Below are 19818 nucleotides of genomic sequence, written 5' to 3' on the forward strand. Positions count from 1 at the left end.
TTATTTACGAAAAAAAATGCGTATTTTTGCACGTCATTATGTGTGTATTGACGTTTTTACTTAACTGTGAATAAAATAAATTAATAACAATAAATAGAAATGCAAAACAAAGGAATTGTAATTTGTGTAGCCGTCTTACTGACACTCGCAAGTATCTTCTATTTGTCATTCTCGTTCGCCACACGTTACTATGACGGCGAGGCTGCAAAGTTGAAAGACCCTATCGCGCAGCAGGATTATAAGGATTCTGTGAAGTACTTAGGTGTTTATTCATACCAGAACTGCTTGGAAACTCAGATTGGTCTCGGACTTGACCTTAAGGGCGGTATGAATGTGATTCTTGAGATTTCTGTGCCTGATGTAATTGAAAACCTTGCCGATCATAAGACCGACGCTGGTTTTACCAATGCAATGAAGGAAGCTAGAGCTCAGGAAGAAGCTAACGGTGGTGACTTCGTGTCACTTTTCATTAACGCTTATCACAAGAGCGCACCAGGTCATAAACTCGCTGAAGTGTTCGCTACCCAGCAGTTGCAGGGTAAGGTTTCTCCTCAGAGCAGCGACGCAGAGGTAGAGAAGGCTATCCGCGCTTCTGTACAGGATGCTATCGACAACTCTTTCAACGTTGTCCGCACCCGTATCGATAAGTTCGGTGTTGTTCAGCCTAACATCCAGAAACTGGAAGGTCAGCAGGGCCGTATCATGGTAGAAATGCCAGGTATCAGCCAGCCAGAGCGTATGCGTAAGATGCTCCAGGGTAGTGCTAACCTTGAGTTCTGGGAGACATACAACTCAGAGGAAATCGCTCCTTATCTCCAGCAGCTTGATACTCATATCGCTAATGGTGACAACGGCGAGGCGAAGAATGATACTGTAGCTGCAGATTCTGCTGCCGCTAAGAAGGAAGTTGCCAAGGCTGAGCCTAAGAAGGCTGAGACTAAGTTCTCTATCAAGAAGAAGGATGATGCTGCCAGCAAGGTAGGCGAGGATGCTCAGAACGCTGCAGCTATCAAGGCTCACCCACTGTTGGCTCGTTTGCAGCTCGGTGGTGGCTTGAGCACTGTAGGTTATGCTAGTGTTCGCGATACTGCTGCCATCAATAAGATTATCTACTCTGCTGTGGCTAAGCGCGTATTGCCATCAGACTTGCGTCTGCTTTGGAGTGCTAAGCCTGCTGATAACCTGAAGGCTAAGAATATCTTCGAACTTCACGCCTTGAAGGTGACAACCACTACTGGTCGTGCTCCATTGGAGGGTGATGTGATTACTGATGCTAAGGACGAGTTCGACCAGATGGGTTCTCCTGTTGTTAGCATGAAGATGAATACAGAGGGTGCCCGTAAGTGGGCTCAGATGACCAAGGCCAACGTGGGTAAGGCTATCGCTATCGTTCTGGATGGCGTTGTTTACTCTGCTCCTCGTGTAAACGGTGAGATTGACGGTGGTAGCTCTCAGATTTCCGGTAACTTCACTATCGAGGATACCAAGGACTTGGCTAACACATTGAAGTCTGGTCGTATGCCAGCTCCTGCACGTATCGTTCAGGAGGAGGTTGTAGGTCCTACCCTCGGTGCTCAGTCTATCCAGATGGGTATTGTTTCATTCGTTGTTGCCTTTGTACTCCTGATGGTTTACATGGTAATGATGTACAATGTTCTTCCTGGTATGATGGCTAACCTGGCATTGCTCGTCAACGTATTCTTCACGCTGGGTATCCTGACGTCCTTCCAGGCAGCCCTGACGTTGCCAGGTCTCGCCGGTATGGTCTTGTCTCTGGGTACTGCCGTGGATGCCAACGTGCTTATCTATGAGCGTATCAAGGAGGAGCTTCGCTCCGGAAAGGGTATGAAGCAGGCGGTAGCTGCCGGTTATGGCAACGCTTTCTCTGCTATCTTCGACTCTAACTTGACTTCTTTGATTACAGGTGTTATCCTGTTGACTACTGGTACGGGTCCTATCCGTGGTTTCGCTACTACCTGGATCATCGGTATCGTTGTTTCATTCTTCACAGCTGTGTTCCTGACACGTTTGGTTTACGACTATAAGTTGAACCATGATAAGTGGATGCACTGCAAGTTTGATACTCCTATCTCTCACAACCTGATGCAGGGCAAGAAGTACAAGTTCATGTCAATGTACAAGACTACCTTCACCGTAGCTATCGTAGCTGCAGTGGTATTCATCGGTAGCTTCGTAGTTCGTGGCTTGAGCAAGAGTATCGACTTCACCGGTGGTCGTAACTATGTAGTACAGTTCGAGAACCCTGTAGAGCCTGAGCAGATCCGTACGGTTCTTGGCAATGCGTTCGTCAATGCAGACGGCACCAAGGCAACTACTGGCGCTATCGCTATCGGTACAGACGGTAAGACCATCCGTGTATCTACCAACTATATGATTGAGAGCAACAGTCCAACTGTTGACGATGAGGCTGAGACAATCCTTTATAACGCCTTGAAGAAGGCTAACCTGGTATCTCAGAAGAGTGTTGAGGCATTCAAGAACCCAGACGTTCGTCAGGGTGGTTCTATCATCAGTAGTACAAAGGTAGGTCCTTCAGTGGCTAAGGATATCACTATGGGTGCTATCTATAGTGTGCTCTTCGCCTTGATTGCTATCTTCCTCTACATCCTGATACGTTTCCGCAACGTAGCCTTCTCTGTAGGTTCTACAGTAGCTTTGGCATTCGATGCCTTGACCGTTATCGGTTTCTACTCACTCCTTTGGGGTCTCGTTCCATTCTCATTGGAGATTGACCAGACCTTCATCGGTGCTATCCTGACCGTGGTAGGTTACTCTATCAACGATAAGGTGGTAGTATTCGACCGTATCCGTGAGAACTTGAAGTTGCATCCTAAGGGCGACCGTCAGAAGCTCTTCAATGCATCTATCAATGAGACATTGGCTCGTACCATCAATACATCTACATCTACATTGCTCGTGTTGCTCTGTATCTTCATCCTCGGTGGTGACAGCATCCGTAGCTTCTCATTCGCAATGATTCTGGGTGTTGTATTCGGTACATTGTCATCTATCTTCATTGCATCTCCAATGGCATACATCGTTCTGGGTCGCAAGATCAAGGAGGAGCCAGCTGAGGAGGCAGCCGTAGCTGAAGTAAAGTAAAATAAGAAAATTATCCTATTTCTATCCAGTGGAAGCTGGATGGAAATAGATAATAGAGACTATAAAACGATAAAAGGTCGCTTCCTGATTAAACAGGAGCGACCTTTTATTTTTACGTGATCCCACCGAGAATCGAACTCGGATCAAAGGTTTAGGAAACCTCCGTTCTATCCATTAAACTATGGGACCTTCGCAAACTGACTGCAAAGATACATCAAATCATTGACAATACAAAATAATTAGCTATGTTTTTAACCCTCATCTTATCAAGTTTCCTCACTTTTATGGAATTAAACTGCGAAAACCTCTTTGATACGAGGCATGATTCGCTCAAAAACGACCTGGAGTTCCTGCCTGATGGCAGTTATAAGTGGACGCCTTACCGCTATTGGGCAAAGTTGAATCACCTGGGGCAGGAGATAGTGGCGCAGTCTAATCCAATTCCCGATTTCGTGGCGATGTGCGAGGTGGAGAACGATAGTGTGATGTTTGACCTTACCCGGCGGTCTTTACTCCGCAATGCAGGATATGAGTATGTGATGACTTCTTCGCCCGATGAGCGTGGCATTGATGTAGCCTTGCTGTATCAGCCCGCTTCTTTTGCCTTGCTCCATTCGCATTCCATTCGCATCAAGCCCTTGCCTAATACTCGTCCTACGCGAGATATACTCTATGCTTCGGGATTGGTAATCACGGGCGATACCTTGCATATCTTTGTGGTTCATGCGCCGAGCCGTAGGGGTGGAGAGGTGGCTTCCCGTCCTTATCGCCTGCATGTGGCTAACCGGTTGGCTGTTGCCGTGGATTCCATTTATGCAATATCACGGGATGCAAAGATTATAGTGGCAGGCGATTTCAATGATTATGCTGATTCACCCGCCTTGAAGCGTCTCTATCAGCATCACCTTATTAATATATCCCATGATGCCCAGGGGGCACATGGGGCTAAGGCAACGTATCGTTGGCATGGAGAGTGGAGAAGTCTGGATCAGATCATGTGCAGTCCTACCATGGCTGCAGCCAAGCAGAAATGCCAGATAGGCGACCTGCCCTTTCTGTTGGAGGATGATGAGAAGTATGGTGGTAAGAAGCCTTATCGTACTTATCTGGGACCTCGATACCTGGGAGGATATAGCGACCATCTGCCTCTTCTTGTGCAATTTGCTTTCTAAGGGGGAAAAATAAAATGAGGGTGTGTCATGGACTCATGACACACCCTCTTATATGTTTTTGATGGATGATGTAAACGGGATTATCCGTAGATAACCTTACCGTTCTCATCCTCATAAGGAGTTATATCCTTAGCATACTGGTTCATGGCACGGAGGCTCATACCCATTGATGAGAAACCACCATCGTGGAAGAGGTTCTGCATAGTCACCTTGCGGGTGAAGTCAGAGAACATCATCACGCAGTAGTTAGCGCAATCCTCAGCCACAGCGTTTCCGAGTGGAGACATCTTGTCGGCGAAGTCCATCATGTTCTCAATGTCCTTGATACCCTTACCTGCTGTTGTAGCTGTAGGGCTCTGAGAGATGGTATTGATGCGGACGTGCTTTTCACGACCATAGATGTAACCGAAGCTACGTGCGATGCTCTCGAGCATGCTCTTGGCATCAGCCATATCGTTATAGCCGAAGAATGTACGCTGAGATGCTACGTATGTGAGGGCCACAACAGAACCCCACTCGTTGATAGCATCCAACTTCTTGGCTACCTGCAACATCTTGTGGAAAGAGATGGCAGAGATATCCAATGTCTTGTTCAGGAAGTTGTAGTCGAGGTCATCGTATGTACGATGCTTACGAACGTTAGGGCTCATAGCTACAGAGTGGAGAACGAAGTCGATCTTGCCACCGAGCTTCTCCTGAGCCTCAGTGAATACCTTTTCCAAGTCTTCAACGCTAGTCGCATCAGCTGCGATGATAGGAGCGTTGATCTGTTCAGCGAGCTTATCCAGCGTACCCATACGCAAAGCCATAGCTGTATTACTAAGTGCGATAGTAGCACCCTCTTCTGCAGCCTTTACAGCTACTTTCCAAGCGATTGATTCCTCATTGAGTGCACCGAAGATGATGCCACGCTTGCCTTTTAACAAATTGTGAGTCATTGTTATCTTAATACTTTTGTTTATACTAACGACAATCCCCTATATATATCATTCTCTCTATATATAATAAGGTGTAAAACCACTTTGTTTTGTTCTAGTCGTTGAAATCGTGCGCAAAATTACGAAAAATGTGCAATATACCCAAATTTTTTAACTAAAAAGTGCCGTAAACGTTTTCTTTTTTGTGGTATGTCAAGTATTTCGCTCCCTGCAGTCAGTATGATATTCTATTTATTCTTTGCATATGCCGGTATAGATAACTTAAGAACCTTCTTATTTCTGTTCTTACAAATTATAGCTTTATTGTTGCAAAAATATTCTTTTTGTTGCAATATGACAAGGTAGAAGTGTTAAAAATAGACTTTTTTATGTGCGCTATTAATTTTTTCTTTCAAAATATTTGCAAATATCCGAAAAAAAATATAATTTTGCAGCCGATTATTATAAAATTATAAATTATTATCTAATAAAGAGAGAGATTATGTTTAAAAGAATCGCTTTATTTGTGGGGGGGGCAATTCTCAGTTGTGGAGTAGCCTTTGCTCAAACATCCGTTACCGGTAAGGTAATAGCTTCTGAGGATGGTGAGCCTGTTATTGGCGCATCAATCAAAGTAGCTGGTACTAATACGGGTACTGTTACGGACGTCGATGGAAACTTCAGTTTGAATGTTCCAGCCGGCTCCAAGTTGGAGATTACCTATATAGGTATGAATCCACAAACTGTTAAAGCAAGTTCTAACATGAAGATTGCTTTGACTTCTGACAACAAATCCTTGGATGAGGTGATTGTTACAGGTTATGGTAACTTCAAGAAATCCTCATTTACAGGTGCTGCTGCTTCCATGTCAACAGCTAAGTTGAGTGATGTTCCTTCACTTTCTGTTGAAGATAAGCTTTCTGGTAATATCCCAGGAGTTTCTATTTCTTCTTTCTCTGGCCAGCCAGGTGCAATGAACTATATCCGTATTCGTGGTATGGGTTCTATCAATGCAGGTAATGATCCATTGATTGTGATTGATGGTACTCCTGTGAACTCTGGTAACTTGAGTGGTTTCAATGATGGTTCCACACAAGTTGGTTACAATGGTTCTGGTACCAATGCACTTTCTACATTGAACAGCAACGATATCGAATCTATCACTGTTATCAAGGATGCTGCCGCAGCCTCTTTGTATGGTTCTCGTGCAGCCAATGGTGTGCTTGTCATTACAACCAAGAGTGGTAGTGCAGGTAAGACCCAGGTTGATTTCCGTAGCGACTGGGGATTCTCTAACATGGCTATCAACTATCGTCCAACGTTGGATGGTGATTCTCGTCGTGCCTTGATTTATCAAGGTTTGAAAAACTATGCTTTTGATAATATTGATGGTACTACTGATGCCTCTGCTGCAGCTTTTGCCGATCAAAATATTGATGATTATGCAGCAAAACCAGAGAATGGCTGGGCTAATTGGCGTGATGCGCTTTTCAAAAATGGTTCAAATCAGAACTATCAGGCAAGTGTAACTGGCGGTAATGATAAGACCAAGTTCTATGCATCTTTGTCATATGCAAATCAGAATGGTATTGTTGACCGTTCAGGCTTGGAACGTATGACAGGTAATGTAAACGTTTCCCATCGTTTTGGTAAGTTCAAGTTGGATGCTAGCACAATGATTTCATCTATGCATCAGAACTCTGCCATGGATGGTGGCGCTTCTTTTGCTGGTGCCATCTCAAGTGCAGTATGGTTCCTCGGCCCTTCTAATGCTATCTATGACAAGAATGGTAATTTGCTGACAAAGACAGATGGTGCTTATAACAATAGTTATAACCCTATTTATGAGAACCAGCACATGTCTGATAGAACCAACACGACACGTTCTTACAGCACCTTGGCTCTCGAATGGAACATTTGGGACAACTTGAAGTTGCGTGAGAAGGTAGCTTACGACTACATCAACTCTACAGAGGATGTGCTTTGGGATAAGTACTGTGGCAATGGCTCTGGCTCAAATGGTGTGATGCAGCGTACTTATAATGAGTGGACAACCATGAACACTCAGACACAGTTGACATACAATAAGTCTTTTGGTGCCCACAATGTGGATGCTTTGCTTGGGTTCGAGACAGAGGCATGGCATAACAACAACTCATACGCTTCTGGTACAGACTACCCTGGCAACTTGTATGAGTTCGCTAACTCTGGCGATACCTCTATGCAGAGTTACAAGTATGACTCAAAGATGACTTCTTTCTTGGGTCGTGTCAACTACAACTATAACGATTTGTATTATGCTGGTGTAAGCTATCGTCGTGATGGTAGTTCTCGTATGGCACGTGAGAATCGTTGGGGTTCGTTCTGGTCTGTATCTGGTGCTTGGCGCTTTGGTGCAGAAAAGTTCATGGATTCTATCAAGGATATATTGAGCGATGGTAAGATTCGTGTATCTTATGGTGTGAACGGAACTCTTCCATCTGGCTTGTATAGTTACATGAACCTTTATAAGTATGGTGAGTACTACAATGGTAGCAATGGTATGGGTATCATTGGTGTAGCCAACAAGGACTTGAAGTGGGAGCAGAACAAGGCTTGGAACTTTGGTCTTGACTTGACATTCCTCAACCGTATCTCTGTAACATTGGATTACTACGTTCGTAATACATCCAATTTGATTATGAACCGTCCTATCTCAATGATTCCAGGTTACTATGATGAATCTTCTCTGTTGGCTACCATGGCTCAGAATGTAGGTTCTATGCGTAACCAAGGTATTGAGGTGACCATTTCTTCTACCAACATTCAGAAGAAGGACTTCCTTTGGACTACTTCTCTGAACTTTGGTCATAACTCCAACAAGGTAACAGAGTTGACAGGTGATGATGACAAGATTATCAGTGGTGCCTTGATTCATCAGGTAGGCAAGCCTTACTATTCTTACTATATGTATGAGTATGCAGGTGTTGACCCTGAGACAGGTTTGGAGAGCTATTACATCAATGATGGAACTGAGAATGCTCGCAAGACCACTACTAATGTAGCTGAGGCAAACAAGACTATTGTTGGTCATCATGAGCCAGCACTTGAGGGCGGTTTGTCTAACTTCATCAAGTGGAAGTTTATCGACTTCAACTTTACTTTGACCTATAAGTTGGGCGGTGACTCTTACGATTATGCTACTTGGTTGCACGATAATGGTGGTACATACGCCCTCTATGGAGCAATCCCTTCTTACTATAAGTTGGAGGATATGTGGCAGAAACCAGGCGATAATGCTAAGTTGCCTAAGTTCCAGGCTGGTTATGGTAAGCGTGTGTTGTCTTCTCGTTGGTTGATGCCTAACGATTATCTTCGCTTGAAGAACCTTACCTTAGGTTTCTCTGCACCAAAGGAGTGGATCAGCAACCTCGGCTTGAGCAAGGCTCGTGTATATTTCTCTGCCAACAACTTGTTGACCTGGAAGTCTAAGGATCTTTATGTTGATCCAGAGACACCAGCGGATGGTTTATGTACATTCGAAATGCCAGCTTTGAGAACTTATACATTTGGTATTGAACTTAGTTTCTAATTTATAAAAGAAAGAAATACAATGAAAGTATTAAAATCAATATATAAGGTAATGGGCTGCGCTATTTTGGCAGCCAGCCTGTCATCTTGCGTCAATGATTGGTTGGACGTAGCTCCTTCTGATGGTACAGATGCAGGTGCAGCCTTGACCAGCAGTTCAGACTTGGCTGCTGCGAGAACGGGTATGTACAAGGCTTTGAAGGGAAACAGCAGCTTGGTAGATTACTATGGTATGCAGTTCTTCGTTTATGGTGATGTTCATGCAGGTGATGATTATCAGTATAATAATATTGGTGGTTCTAACCGTGCAAGTTTCTACTATGACATGAACTATCAGACAGCATCTGAGTTTACATCAAGTACTTCTTCCAGTACCGTAACTTGGAAATCACCATATATTGTTATTGGCCGTGCTAATCGTATCATCGCTGCTGCAGAAGGTGGTGCTTTGAGCGATGCAGCAGAGGCTAAGGCTACTATTGGCCAGTATGCGGCAGAGGCAAAGGTACTCCGTGCCCTTGCTCATTTTGACCTTGTTCGTATCTATGGTAAGCCATATACAGAGGATCAGGGTGCTTCTCTTGGTGTACCATTGGTAACAGGAGTGCTGGAGTCTAATGCAAAACCTGCTCGTAGCACTGTTGCTGAGGTTTACACCCAAGTAGTGAAGGATTTGACTGAGGCTATCAGCTCTAATGCTCTTGCTACAGAGACAGAACCAGGTTATGTAAGCGTTTGGGGAGCAAAGGCAATCCTTTCTCGTGTTTATTTGAATATGGGTGATTATGCTAACGCCTTGTCTGTTGCTGAGGATATTATCAAGAATTCTGGCGCAGCGTTGTGGACTCGTGACCAATACTTCAAAGCATGGGATGCTTCAACTCCTAATGAGAGTGAGTTCTTGTTCCGTCTCAATGTGGCAGGTTCTACAGACAACAATGACTTGAATGGTATCGGTAACCTTCAGCAGCGTGATGGCTACAAGGAAATGGTTGCTACTAAGAAGTTTGTTGACATGCTTACTTCAGACCCAGAAGATGTTCGTAACGATATGTTCTTGCCTGCAACTGCAGCCAAAGAGGTGGCAACTTATGGTACCAACAAGGTATATCTGAACAAGTTGCGTGGTCAAGGTGGTAATCTTCGTAATGTTACTATCGTTCCAATTATCCGTCTTTCTGAGGTTTACTTGACAGCTGCAGAGTGTGCATTTAGAAATAATGACAAGACTAAGGCTGTAGAGTATCTGAATGATTTGGTAAAGAACCGTACCACAACAGTGGCTTCTTTGGCTACAGTGGATAACATCACACTTGAGCGTATCTTGATTGAGCGTCGTAAGGAGTTGATTGGCGAGGGACAGCGTTACTTTGATGCTTTGCGTAATAACGAGACTATCACCCGTTATACAAGTGAAGCTGATAAGGGTTGGCACAAGACATTGAGCAAGGAAGCTCAGTCTTTCGACCGTGATTACTTCAAGGCTATTGCTGCCATTCCGCAGGCAGAGATCAACGCTAACCCTAACATCAAGCAGAATACGGGTTACGGTGAGTAATTATCAAACAAAGTAATAGCATGGTTCTAATACAAGTTCTAATGCTGTTATAACAAGATTAGGAAATATTTTTAATCAACGATATAGGAATGCCATGAGTGGCATTATCTATAAATCTCTCGGGAGAGGCTGGCTGTGAAGCTCGCCTCTCTTTTTCTCATAACTTGCTGATTTTGAGCGCAAAGATACATATAAGTTCCAAGTCCCCCAAATGTTTTTTGTTAAAATGTTCCAAATCCCCCAAATGTTTTTGCTTGAAATATTCCAAATCCCCCAAATGTTTTATGTTTCAATAGGGATGAGGAAACTTTCAAGGAAAAAATACAGCTTTTTAATGGAGAAAAATGATAGTAGGATGCAATATAATCCCTTGTTCCTTGTTATTATGATATACAAACTGTTGTGGAAATGAAAAAGAAAATAGTTATAATGATGATGCTGTTGCTTGCTTCCGTAGGAGCGATGGCACAGGAAGTGGAGAATCCTGTAGGAAAATTCTCTGTGATTCCCCGTGTAGGTGTTGCTTTGTCTAATTGGAGTAATAACTCGATTTATGTCAGCGATGCTTTGGATGGTGAAATCAAGTCGAAGAATCAGGCTGGCTTCATGGTTGGTGCAGATGTGGAATATCGTGCCACAGAGTATGTAGGGGTGTCTTTGGGAGCCTATTATGCTCGTTTGGGCTACCGTTTCGCTGATTATGAAACCGTAGAGAATGTCGATAAGAAGCAATATTGGGGCATCAAGAATCATCATGCTGATATTGATTACATCCAGCTTCCCTTGATGCTCAAGGGCTATGTAACCCGTCAGCTGGTGGCAATGGTGGGCATACAGGCTGGTTCCCGCTGCGGAGATGCAAAATACTCTTATGAGGAGACTTCTTTGGAGAAAGACAAGAATGGTTCTACCTATTATAAGGATACGAAGGAGGTAGAGGGAACCCTTGTTGCCAAGCGTACGAATATCTCTATTCCGGTAGGTGTTTCGTATGAATATATGAATGTTATCCTCGATGCACGATACAACATAGGTTTGACAAAGATGGAGAATATTTCGGGATTTGACAGTCCAAAGAATAGCTTCTTTACTTTCACGGTAGGTTATCGCTTTACTCTTTAGATAAGAAAGATAAGGTAGATGAGCAGCGACAAGCTTATCTGTAATCAATAAACAAAAGGTGGATGCAGGAATCTCTGTTCAGAGATCTTGCATCCACCTTTTATTATCTACTATTGTTTTTCTACGAGATGATTCGTGTCATTCGTCTGATTTATCCAACCTGGCTTCCTGGCTTAACCTTGCCAAGGAGAGAAGTTACATTCAATGAGCCGTCGAAGTTGACTGCACTCAGAATCATACCCTGACTCTCGATGCCCATCATCTTGCGAGGAGCAAAGTTGGCTACGAACAATACGTCCTTGCCAATCAACTGCTCTGGCTCGTAGTAGGCTGCGATACCTGAGCAGATGGTGCGCTCTACGCCAGAACCATCGTCGATGGTGAACTTCAGGAGTTTCTTAGACTTCTTCACCTTCTCGCAGTTCAAGATGTGACCTACGCGAATATCAAGCTTCTCGAAATCATCGAAGCTAACCTCTGGCTTGATAGGAGCAGCCTGATAAGAAGCCTCCTCGTTAGCCTTCTTGGTGTCAGCAAGCTTCTGGAGCTGTCTTTCTATAACCTCATCCTCAATCTTCTCGAAGAGCAATTCAGGCTCACCGAGCTGGGTACCAGCCTTGAGCAGATCTGTGCTGCCGAGCTGAGTCCACTCGAAGTTAGGCATATTGATCATCTTGCGGAGCTTCTCTGAAGAGAATGGCAAGAATGGCTCGAAGGCGATGGCGAGGTTGGCAACCAACTGCAGGGAGATGTTCAGGATGGTCTCCACACGCTTAGGATCGGTCTTCCAAACCTTCCAAGGCTCACACTCTGTGATGTATCGGTTACCGATACGAGCCAGGTTCATAGCTTCCTTCTGAGCCTCGCGGAACTTGAATACGTTGAGATACTGCTCTACCTTCTCCTTCACGTCCTTGAACTCAGCGATAGCCTTCTCATCTACCTCCTGCAATTCACCGCAGGCAGGAACTACGCCGCCCCAATACTTCTTGGTGAGCTGGAGGGCACGGTTTACGAAGTTACCGTAAACGGCAACCAACTCAGAGTTGTTGCGCTCCTGGAAATCCTTCCAGGTAAAGTTGTTGTCCTTGGTCTCAGGCGCGTTGGCTGTCAATACATAGCGCAATACATCCTGCTTGCCTGGCAAATCTACGAGATACTCGTGCAACCATACAGCCCAGTTGCGGGATGTTGAAATCTTATCATCCTCCAGGTTCAGGAACTCGTTGGCTGGTACGTTGTCTGGCAAGATATAGTCGCCGTGAGCCTTCAGCATGGTAGGGAAGATGATGCAGTGGAACACGATATTGTCCTTACCGATGAAGTGAACAAGACGTGTTTCTGGATCCTGCCACCACTTCTGCCATGTTCCCCACTTTTCTGGATGAGCATCGCAAAGCTCCTTGGTGTTTGAGATGTAGCCGATTGGTGCATCGAACCAAACGTAGAGCACCTTTCCTTCAGCTCCCTCCACAGGAACAGGAATACCCCAATCCAAGTCGCGTGTCATGGCACGTGGCTGAAGATCCATATCCAACCAGCTCTTGCACTGACCGTAAACATTGGTACGCCACTCCTTGTGACCTTCCAGAATCCACTTCTTCAACCAATCCTGATACTTGTTCAATGGAAGATACCAGTTCTTGGTAGGCTTCTTCACAAGACCATGACCAGGGTTGTTCTTGTTGGTAGGGTTGATAAGTTCTTCAGGAGAGAGGGTAGCACCACATTTCTCACACTGGTCGCCATAAGCACCTTCAGCACCGCAGCGAGGGCAAGTACCCACGATGTTACGGTCGGTAAGGAATTCGCCTGTTACCTCGTCGCAGAACTGTTCCTCTACCTTTTCCTCCAATACGCCCTTATCGTAGAGTGTGCGGAAGAAATCAGCAGCAAACTTATTGTGAGTTGGTGAAGTGGTACGGCTGTAAACATCAAAAGAGATACCGAAATCCTCGAAACTCTTCTTGATGAGGTTATGATAGCGGTCTACTACCTCCTGTACGGTGATACCTTCCTTCTTGGCACGGATGGTTACTGGTACACCATGCTCGTCGCTACCGCCGATGAAAACAACGTCTTGCTTCTTGAGACGGAGATAGCGAACATAGATATCGGCTGGCACGTAAACACCTGCCAGGTGACCGATATGAACACCACCGTTGGCATAAGGCAATGCTGCGGTAACGGTGGTACGTTTGAAATTCTTTTGTTCCATATTAGCTAATATATTTTTGTTATTTGGCTGCAAAATTACAAAAAAATGTTGGAAATTCGGTATATTTTCTGCCCTTTTTCTATTCTATTATATAATAAGGTGTAAAATGAAGGGGTAGAAAACAAAAATGTTACGGGGAAGAAAACAAAAATGGCCCTAAGCTTGACGCTTAAGACCATTTTTATATAGCCACTACCAAGGTGGTTACATATAAGAAGAAAGTGGATGTTACATGATGTTCATGTAGGCGATAACTGCCAACTCAGCAACGAGGATAACGAAACCAACTTTCTTAACCAATTTTGTTACTTTGAAAATGCAATCCATAATTCTTAATCGTTTTAATATTTACTATTATATTCAATTCTAAGCAACGTTGTGACAACGTTTGTTTTACGAGTGCAAAGGTACTTGTTTTTCTACTATTTGTGGGGTATATTTTCTCTAAATGGGGTATAAATTGTTTTTTTATTGCATTTTTATAATAGAATTTACTCCTTTTGAATAGAATTTACCACCTATTGTAACTTGTTTGTAGTCTGATTTTTGTTGCTGATTTGTTTCTATGTTTGCTGTTTGTAGCCAGTTGATGGTCTGCTTAGGGGGAAAAATTAAAGCCTTAGCAGTTACTTTTCAGATAACTGCTAAGGCCTTTCCTTTATCATTTACTATTGATGGTAATCTTTATTCTGTATTAACTTTAATCTCAAGAGGATACTTGTTTGATATGACCTATCTTATTTGTTATTGGATAGCCATATAAGCAATTACAGCCAACTCGGCGAGAAGTATTCCAAATCCCACCTTCTTTATAATACTTGTAATTTTATAAATGCAATCCATAATCTTTAATTTTTAATGTTTGACATTTGTGACAATTGCTTGTCTTTCTAACTCTGATGCAAAGGTAGCACTATTTTGTCGACTTTTGGGGGATATTTTGTTGATTTAGGGGACGAATGCTGTTTTTTAGGTGGATAAAAAACAGATTTTACCCCTTATGCCCCAAAATGTACCATTTTGCTGTATGATATTGTTGCCGTCTGTACCTTTGTCTTTTTTGTTGGAATTGCATTTTTTTGTGAGAAAAGGTGGATTATCAGTAAAAAAACAGAAGATTTTCTGTTTTGTCTCTACAGATGTCCCCTTTCTGCCCAGTCGCCTCTGTCGAGTGTACGGTAGCCGATGGCTTCTGCAAGATGAAAAGGTTCTACATGCTCGCTTCCGGCAAGGTCGGCAATGGTACGTGCCACTTTCAGAATGCGGTTGTAGGCACGTGCCGACAGGGACAGCTTCTCCATCGCCATACGCAGGAGGTTGATGCCTTCTTCGTCGGGTTCAGCAAACTGGTGAATCATTCGCTCTGTCATCTGCGCATTGCAGTGGATGCCTTTGAAATCCTGGAATCTGGCTGCCTGAATTTCCCTTGCCTTGATGACGCGTTCGCGAATTTTGGCACTAGGCTCACCAGGAGCGGCGGTTGAGATGTCCTTGAAAGGAACAGGACTTATTTCGCATTGGATATCTATTCGGTCGAGCAACGGACCCGATATCTTGTTCATGTATCTTTGAATCTGCCCCGGCGTGCAGACACAGCGGTGGGTCGGGTCACCATAGTAACCGCATGGACATGGGTTCATGCTTGCTACAAACATAAAGGAGCAAGGGTAGTCGATGGTGTATTTGGCTCTGCTGATGCTGATGTGTCGGTCTTCCAGCGGTTGGCGCAACACTTCCAGCGTAGTCTTGTTGAATTCCGGGAGTTCGTCACAGAAGAGCACGCCATTGTGGGCGAGCGATATTTCGCCAGGCTGTGGAGAGGTGCCACCTCCCACCAGAGCTACTTGTGAGATGGTGTGGTGGGGGGCTCTGAACGGGCGCTGGGCAATGAGAGATACATTCTTGCTCAGCTTGCCCGCTATGGAGTGTATCTGCGTTGTTTCAAGACTCTCTGAAAGGGTGAGTGGGGGAAGGATGGATGGCAATCTCTTTGCCATCATGGATTTGCCTGATCCCGGAGGACCTACCATGATGAGGTTGTGTCCGCCTGCGGCAGCCACTTCCAGGGCACGCTTCACGTTTTCCTGGCCTCTTACGTCAGCATAGTCATAGTCACAATGAATCTGGTTTTCGTAGAATTCCTTTCTCGTATCTACGAATGTAGGCTCAGGGGCAGAACGGTCGCTTAGGAATTGGATGACATCGAAGAGTGTTTTCATGCCATACACTTCCAGGTTATTGACCACGGCTGCTTCTCTGGCGTTCTGTTCGGGTACAATCAATCCTTTATAATGTTCTGCCCGGGCTCTGATGGCGATGGGGAGGGCTCCCTTGATGGGCTGCAGCGTGCCGTCCAGGCTCAGTTCGCCCACCATCATGTATTCCTTGAGGTGATCCTCTGGGATATTGCCATTGGCTCCCATAATGCCGATGGCTAATGGGAGGTCAAAGCTGCTGCCTTCCTTTCGGAGATTGGCTGGAGCAAGATTGATGGTGATGTCGGCTATCGGAAATTTGAAGCCGCTGTAAAGAAGGGCTGCTGCGATGCGGTCACGGCTTTCCCTGACCGCCTCGTCGCCTAAGCCCGTAAGGTGGTATTGAACGCCTCGGTTGAGGCTTACTTCTACTGTGACAGTCGTGACTTCCAGGCCGTTGACTGCTGCGCAATAAGTTTTTACTAGCATATACGCCTCCTCTTTTATAAGTTAGACATATGGCTCGCGGTGTTATTTGAGCAGTTGGTCTAACTTATTGTAGAGTTCTTGCTTTTTTAGGCCTCGGGCGATGATTTTTCCGTTTTGTATGATGATGTTGTCGGGAAGTGAAGTCAATCCCAACTTCTTCAGGTTCTTGTCTTCAAGCATTTCGCCATTGCATACGACAGGCCATGTGATGGAGTCGTTCTTCAGGGTGCTCTGGCAGTAGCTTTTCGCACCATCCAGGCAGAATCCCATCAGTTTGAGCTTTCCTTGCGATTGACGCTGGCGACTTTTCAGGTCTCTCTGCATGCTTTGACTATCATAGTTAAATGTAGACCAAGTGTAGATGACTGCCACCGGAGCACTGCTCATCTCTGTGCTGGAAACCAGTTTGCCGTTGAGGTCATAAGCCGTGAAAACGGGGAGCTTGGTGCCTACGCCGGCATCTTTCATCATATTCACCTGCTGCTTCAGCCTTGCCAACTGTGTGTTCTTAGGCTGCTCTTTCTCGCAGATAGACAGGAGGGAGAGTGCCTTCTTGTAGTCAGGCTTGATGTTTGTGATGAAGTATTTCTTGATCAGATACAGGCAGACCACCGAGCTGGCATTGTCTTTGATGAATGTTTCAGCCTGTGCACTTTCCTGTGGAGGCGTATTGCCAAGGATTGATTTGCGGAATTTGGTCATCAATTCATTGGCTTTGGTGCCATTAATTTCCATTTCCTTCAGGTGAGAAGCGTCGCCTTTCAGCTCTACAGATTCTCCTGATTCTGCAAAGATAGGCTGCTCCGAGAAGTTTGGGAATACAATCATGAGGGTATGGCTTTCCGTGCAAGGCATTTCATAACTGAAACGGCCACCAACAACCTTGATAGTATCGACGCCGTCGATGCCACCATCTGTGCTGTAAACGTAAAATTCGCCTTGATTCATGTTTAAAAATTTGCCCTCAAGTTTAAAGTGACCACTGCTGACACCACATGATGTAAGCGAGATAATGAAAATAAGAGATATGATATAAGCAAATTTTTTCATAATGAAAAATTTTAAGGGAGGGTGAGTGCCGCGAGCGGGACTCGAACCCGCACAACCATTTCTGGTCAAGGGATTTTAAGTCCCTCGTGTCTACCAATTCCACCATTGCGGCATGGTAAACGTAAGAGCTAGAGCGGAAAACGGGACTCGGACCCGCGACCCCAACCTTGGCAAGGTTGTGCTCTACCAACTGAGCTATTTCCGCATTTCTTAATTGCGAGTGCAAAGGTAGTATAATTTCTTGAATCCACCAAATGTGTTTACATATTTTAAGAAAAATGCCGCATTTTTTCTTTGTAATGGGCGGATTTTCTAGGAATATCGCATGAAAATCCTTTAATTTCCTACTGTAATCACACTTCCGATGACGCCGGAGTAAGTTACTCGGTATTGCATCAGCGGCTTGTCTTCCTTGGTTTTTCCTCCACTTGTCACGGTTCCGTTCTCCAAACTATACACTCTTTTGCATTTGTTGCAGATGACCGACTGTCTGTTTCCTGTCCATTCCAGCGGATAGTTGGTTCCGCCATATTGCAGGATGCAGTTGAGGCATTGTCTGTCCCAAGCCACGTATCCGTTAAAATTGGATAGGCCCATGATGAAGCCGTTTTTCGTGGCATCCTTCAGGTCGTTTCCCGCTCCAAGATAGCTGTAGTTGGCATAATTTTCCTTGGCTGTAGAGAGAACGATGGTCTCGGTCTTGTTCTTTCCGTCGTTGGGGGTGGAGTAGAGGTTCCATGCTCCGTTCACCTTCTTGGCGCTTACCATCGTATAGGTTCCTGCTCCCTGAAGTGCATTCTCGATGGTGCTGCCGGGGTGATAGATGGTTCTGAAGATGAATTGGCAGGGATAGCGTGTGCTGATGCTGTTGTCGGCATTGCATGATGTCAGGATGCTTCCGCCCAGCAGAATAGCTGCTGCCGGAAGGCACAAACAAAGCAAGAGCATAGCTTGGTTGACTATGCTCTTCACCTTATTATATATATGTACCTTATTTATTATATACATTTCTTCTTCAGTTTGATTACTTTGATGGCATCAGATGACACACGCCTGCTTACTTCAGCAAGTCTTTCTCGGCATTCTCCATGCGCTCGAAGTGGAACTCTGAGAGGGTTTTCTCCATCAGTTCCTGAATCTTGTCGTTGCAGAGATTGCCGATGCTTCCCTCGTGCGTATGGTGAATATCCTTGTTTGGCTTGAATTCGCCCGCTTCGATTTCCAGTCCCACCTTCTTATAGGCATCACGGAAAGGCATGCCGTTGGCGGCAAGCTGGTTCACCTCTTCTACGGAGAACATTGGGTCGTAGCGAGGATCATCGAGAATGTGCTCGTTCACCTCCATCTTGTTGATGATGTATGCCGCCATCTGCAGGCAGTCTTTCAACTCATCGAAGGCAGGAAGGAACACTTCCTTGATAATCTGAAGGTCGCGGAAGTAACCCACAGGCAGGTTGTTCATGATGAGCATCACCTGCTGAGGCAAGCTCTGCAGCTTGTTGCTCTTGGCGCGAATCAGCTCGAATACGTCTGGGTTCTTCTTGTGAGGCATGATGCTGGAACCGGTGGTGCACTCCTTAGGCAACTTCACGAAGCCGAAGTTCTGGCAGTTGAACATGCAGGCATCGAAAGCCATCTTTGCCAGTGTTCCTGCCACGGTAGCCATGGCAAAAGCCACGTTGCGCTCCATCTTTCCTCTGCCCATCTGTGCATAGACCACATTATAGTCCATGCTGTCGAAGCCGAGAAGCTCGGTGGTCATGGTGCGGTTCAGTGGGAAGGAACTTCCATAACCGGCTGCGCTACCCAATGGGTTGCGGTTGGTCATGCGGTAAGCTGCCTGGAGGAAAAGCATGTCGTCGGCAAGTCCCTCAGCATAAGCGCCAAACCAGAGTCCGAAAGATGAAGGCATTGCTACCTGCAGGTGGGTGTAGCCCGGCATCAATACATCCTTGTACTGGTTGCTCTTCTGAATCAGCTCGTCGAAGAGAATCTTCACGGCATCCACAATCTCCTTCAACTCATGACGGGTGAAGAGTTTGAGATCTACCAGCACCTGGTCGTTGCGAGATCTTCCCGAATGAATCTTTTTACCCATGTCGCCCAGTTTCTGGGTGAGCATCAGTTCTACTTGGGAATGAACATCCTCCACGCCGTCTTCGATAACGAACTCGCCCTTGTCGGCGATGGCGTAGATATTCTTCAATTCTGCGAGGAGCTGGGTAAGCTCATCCTTCTCCAGGAGTCCGATGCTTTCGAGCATGGTGATGTGTGCCATACTTCCCAGCACGTCGTACTTGGCGAGATAGAGGTCGAGCTCACGGTCGTGGCCTACGGTGAATCGTTCTATTTCCTTGTTTACTTCAAAGTTCTTTTCCCAAAGTTTATGTGCCATAATTGTATC

Annotated in this window: 11 protein-coding genes and 3 tRNA genes; 5 read left to right on the plus strand and 9 right to left on the minus strand. The window is 45.2% G+C overall.

Features of this window, described 5'->3' with window-relative positions; genetic code table 11:
• Positions 1-99 precede the first annotated feature (99 nt).
• Positions 100-3123: a protein translocase subunit SecDF gene (secDF, locus tag KUA49_RS01760; protein ID WP_218412678.1), complete on the plus strand. Its 3024-nt coding sequence runs from the start codon at positions 100-102 to the stop codon at positions 3121-3123.
• Between the two features lie 117 nt (positions 3124-3240).
• On the opposite strand, the gene KUA49_RS01765 is transcribed toward secDF, so the two are convergent.
• Positions 3241-3312 (minus strand) — tRNA-Arg (locus KUA49_RS01765).
• 56 nt (positions 3313-3368) lie between these two features.
• Here KUA49_RS01765 and KUA49_RS01770 point away from each other — a divergent pair.
• Positions 3369-4295 carry an endonuclease/exonuclease/phosphatase family protein gene (locus tag KUA49_RS01770; protein ID WP_218412677.1) on the plus strand — a complete coding sequence of 309 codons (927 nt, stop codon included), beginning with the start codon at positions 3369-3371 and terminating at the stop codon, positions 4293-4295.
• 80 nt (positions 4296-4375) lie between these two features.
• Here KUA49_RS01770 and KUA49_RS01775 read toward each other — a convergent pair whose 3' ends face one another.
• Positions 4376-5233, minus strand: coding sequence for an enoyl-ACP reductase (locus KUA49_RS01775; RefSeq protein WP_022121533.1), 858 nt, complete (start codon positions 5231-5233; stop codon positions 4376-4378).
• A 481-nt stretch (positions 5234-5714) separates the two neighbouring features.
• Here KUA49_RS01775 and KUA49_RS01780 point away from each other — a divergent pair, with 481 nt between their 5' ends.
• From KUA49_RS01780 to KUA49_RS01790, 3 genes are all read left to right on the plus strand, one after another.
• Positions 5715-8783, plus strand: a complete 3069-nt coding sequence (locus KUA49_RS01780) for a SusC/RagA family TonB-linked outer membrane protein (RefSeq protein WP_218412676.1) — start codon at positions 5715-5717, stop codon at positions 8781-8783.
• Between the two features lie 21 nt (positions 8784-8804).
• Entirely contained in the window at positions 8805-10340 is a 1536-nt protein-coding gene (locus KUA49_RS01785; protein ID WP_218412675.1) for a RagB/SusD family nutrient uptake outer membrane protein, read from the plus strand.
• Positions 10341-10748: 408 nt separating this feature from the next.
• Positions 10749-11462, plus strand: a complete 714-nt coding sequence (locus KUA49_RS01790) for a porin family protein (RefSeq protein ID WP_218412674.1) — start codon at positions 10749-10751, stop codon at positions 11460-11462.
• Between the two features lie 151 nt (positions 11463-11613).
• Here KUA49_RS01790 and metG read toward each other — a convergent pair whose 3' ends face one another.
• The 7 genes from metG to argH form a co-directional block, all read right to left on the minus strand.
• Positions 11614-13680 (minus strand): methionine--tRNA ligase, encoded by a 2067-nt coding sequence (gene metG, locus KUA49_RS01795; RefSeq protein WP_218412673.1) that lies wholly within the window; start codon positions 13678-13680, stop codon positions 11614-11616.
• Between the two features lie 1133 nt (positions 13681-14813).
• Positions 14814-16364, minus strand: a complete 1551-nt coding sequence (locus tag KUA49_RS01800; protein ID WP_218412672.1) for a YifB family Mg chelatase-like AAA ATPase — start codon at positions 16362-16364, stop codon at positions 14814-14816.
• 42 nt (positions 16365-16406) lie between these two features.
• Positions 16407-17414: a DUF4369 domain-containing protein gene (locus KUA49_RS01805; protein WP_218412671.1), complete on the minus strand. Its 1008-nt coding sequence runs from the start codon at positions 17412-17414 to the stop codon at positions 16407-16409.
• 26 nt (positions 17415-17440) lie between these two features.
• Positions 17441-17526: transfer RNA gene (locus KUA49_RS01810), tRNA-Leu, on the minus strand.
• A 20-nt stretch (positions 17527-17546) separates the two neighbouring features.
• A tRNA-Gly gene (locus KUA49_RS01815) sits at positions 17547-17619 on the minus strand.
• Between the two features lie 131 nt (positions 17620-17750).
• The gene (locus KUA49_RS01820) at positions 17751-18422 is read right to left on the minus strand and encodes a hypothetical protein (RefSeq protein WP_218412670.1); all 672 of its coding nucleotides are present in this window, start codon (positions 18420-18422) and stop codon (positions 17751-17753) included.
• Between the two features lie 49 nt (positions 18423-18471).
• Positions 18472-19809, minus strand: coding sequence for an argininosuccinate lyase (gene argH, locus KUA49_RS01825; RefSeq protein WP_218412669.1), 1338 nt, complete (start codon positions 19807-19809; stop codon positions 18472-18474).
• Positions 19810-19818: the final 9 nt, after the last annotated feature.

This window comes from Segatella copri (genome assembly GCF_019249655.2).
In the GTDB taxonomy this organism is placed as follows: domain Bacteria; phylum Bacteroidota; class Bacteroidia; order Bacteroidales; family Bacteroidaceae; genus Prevotella.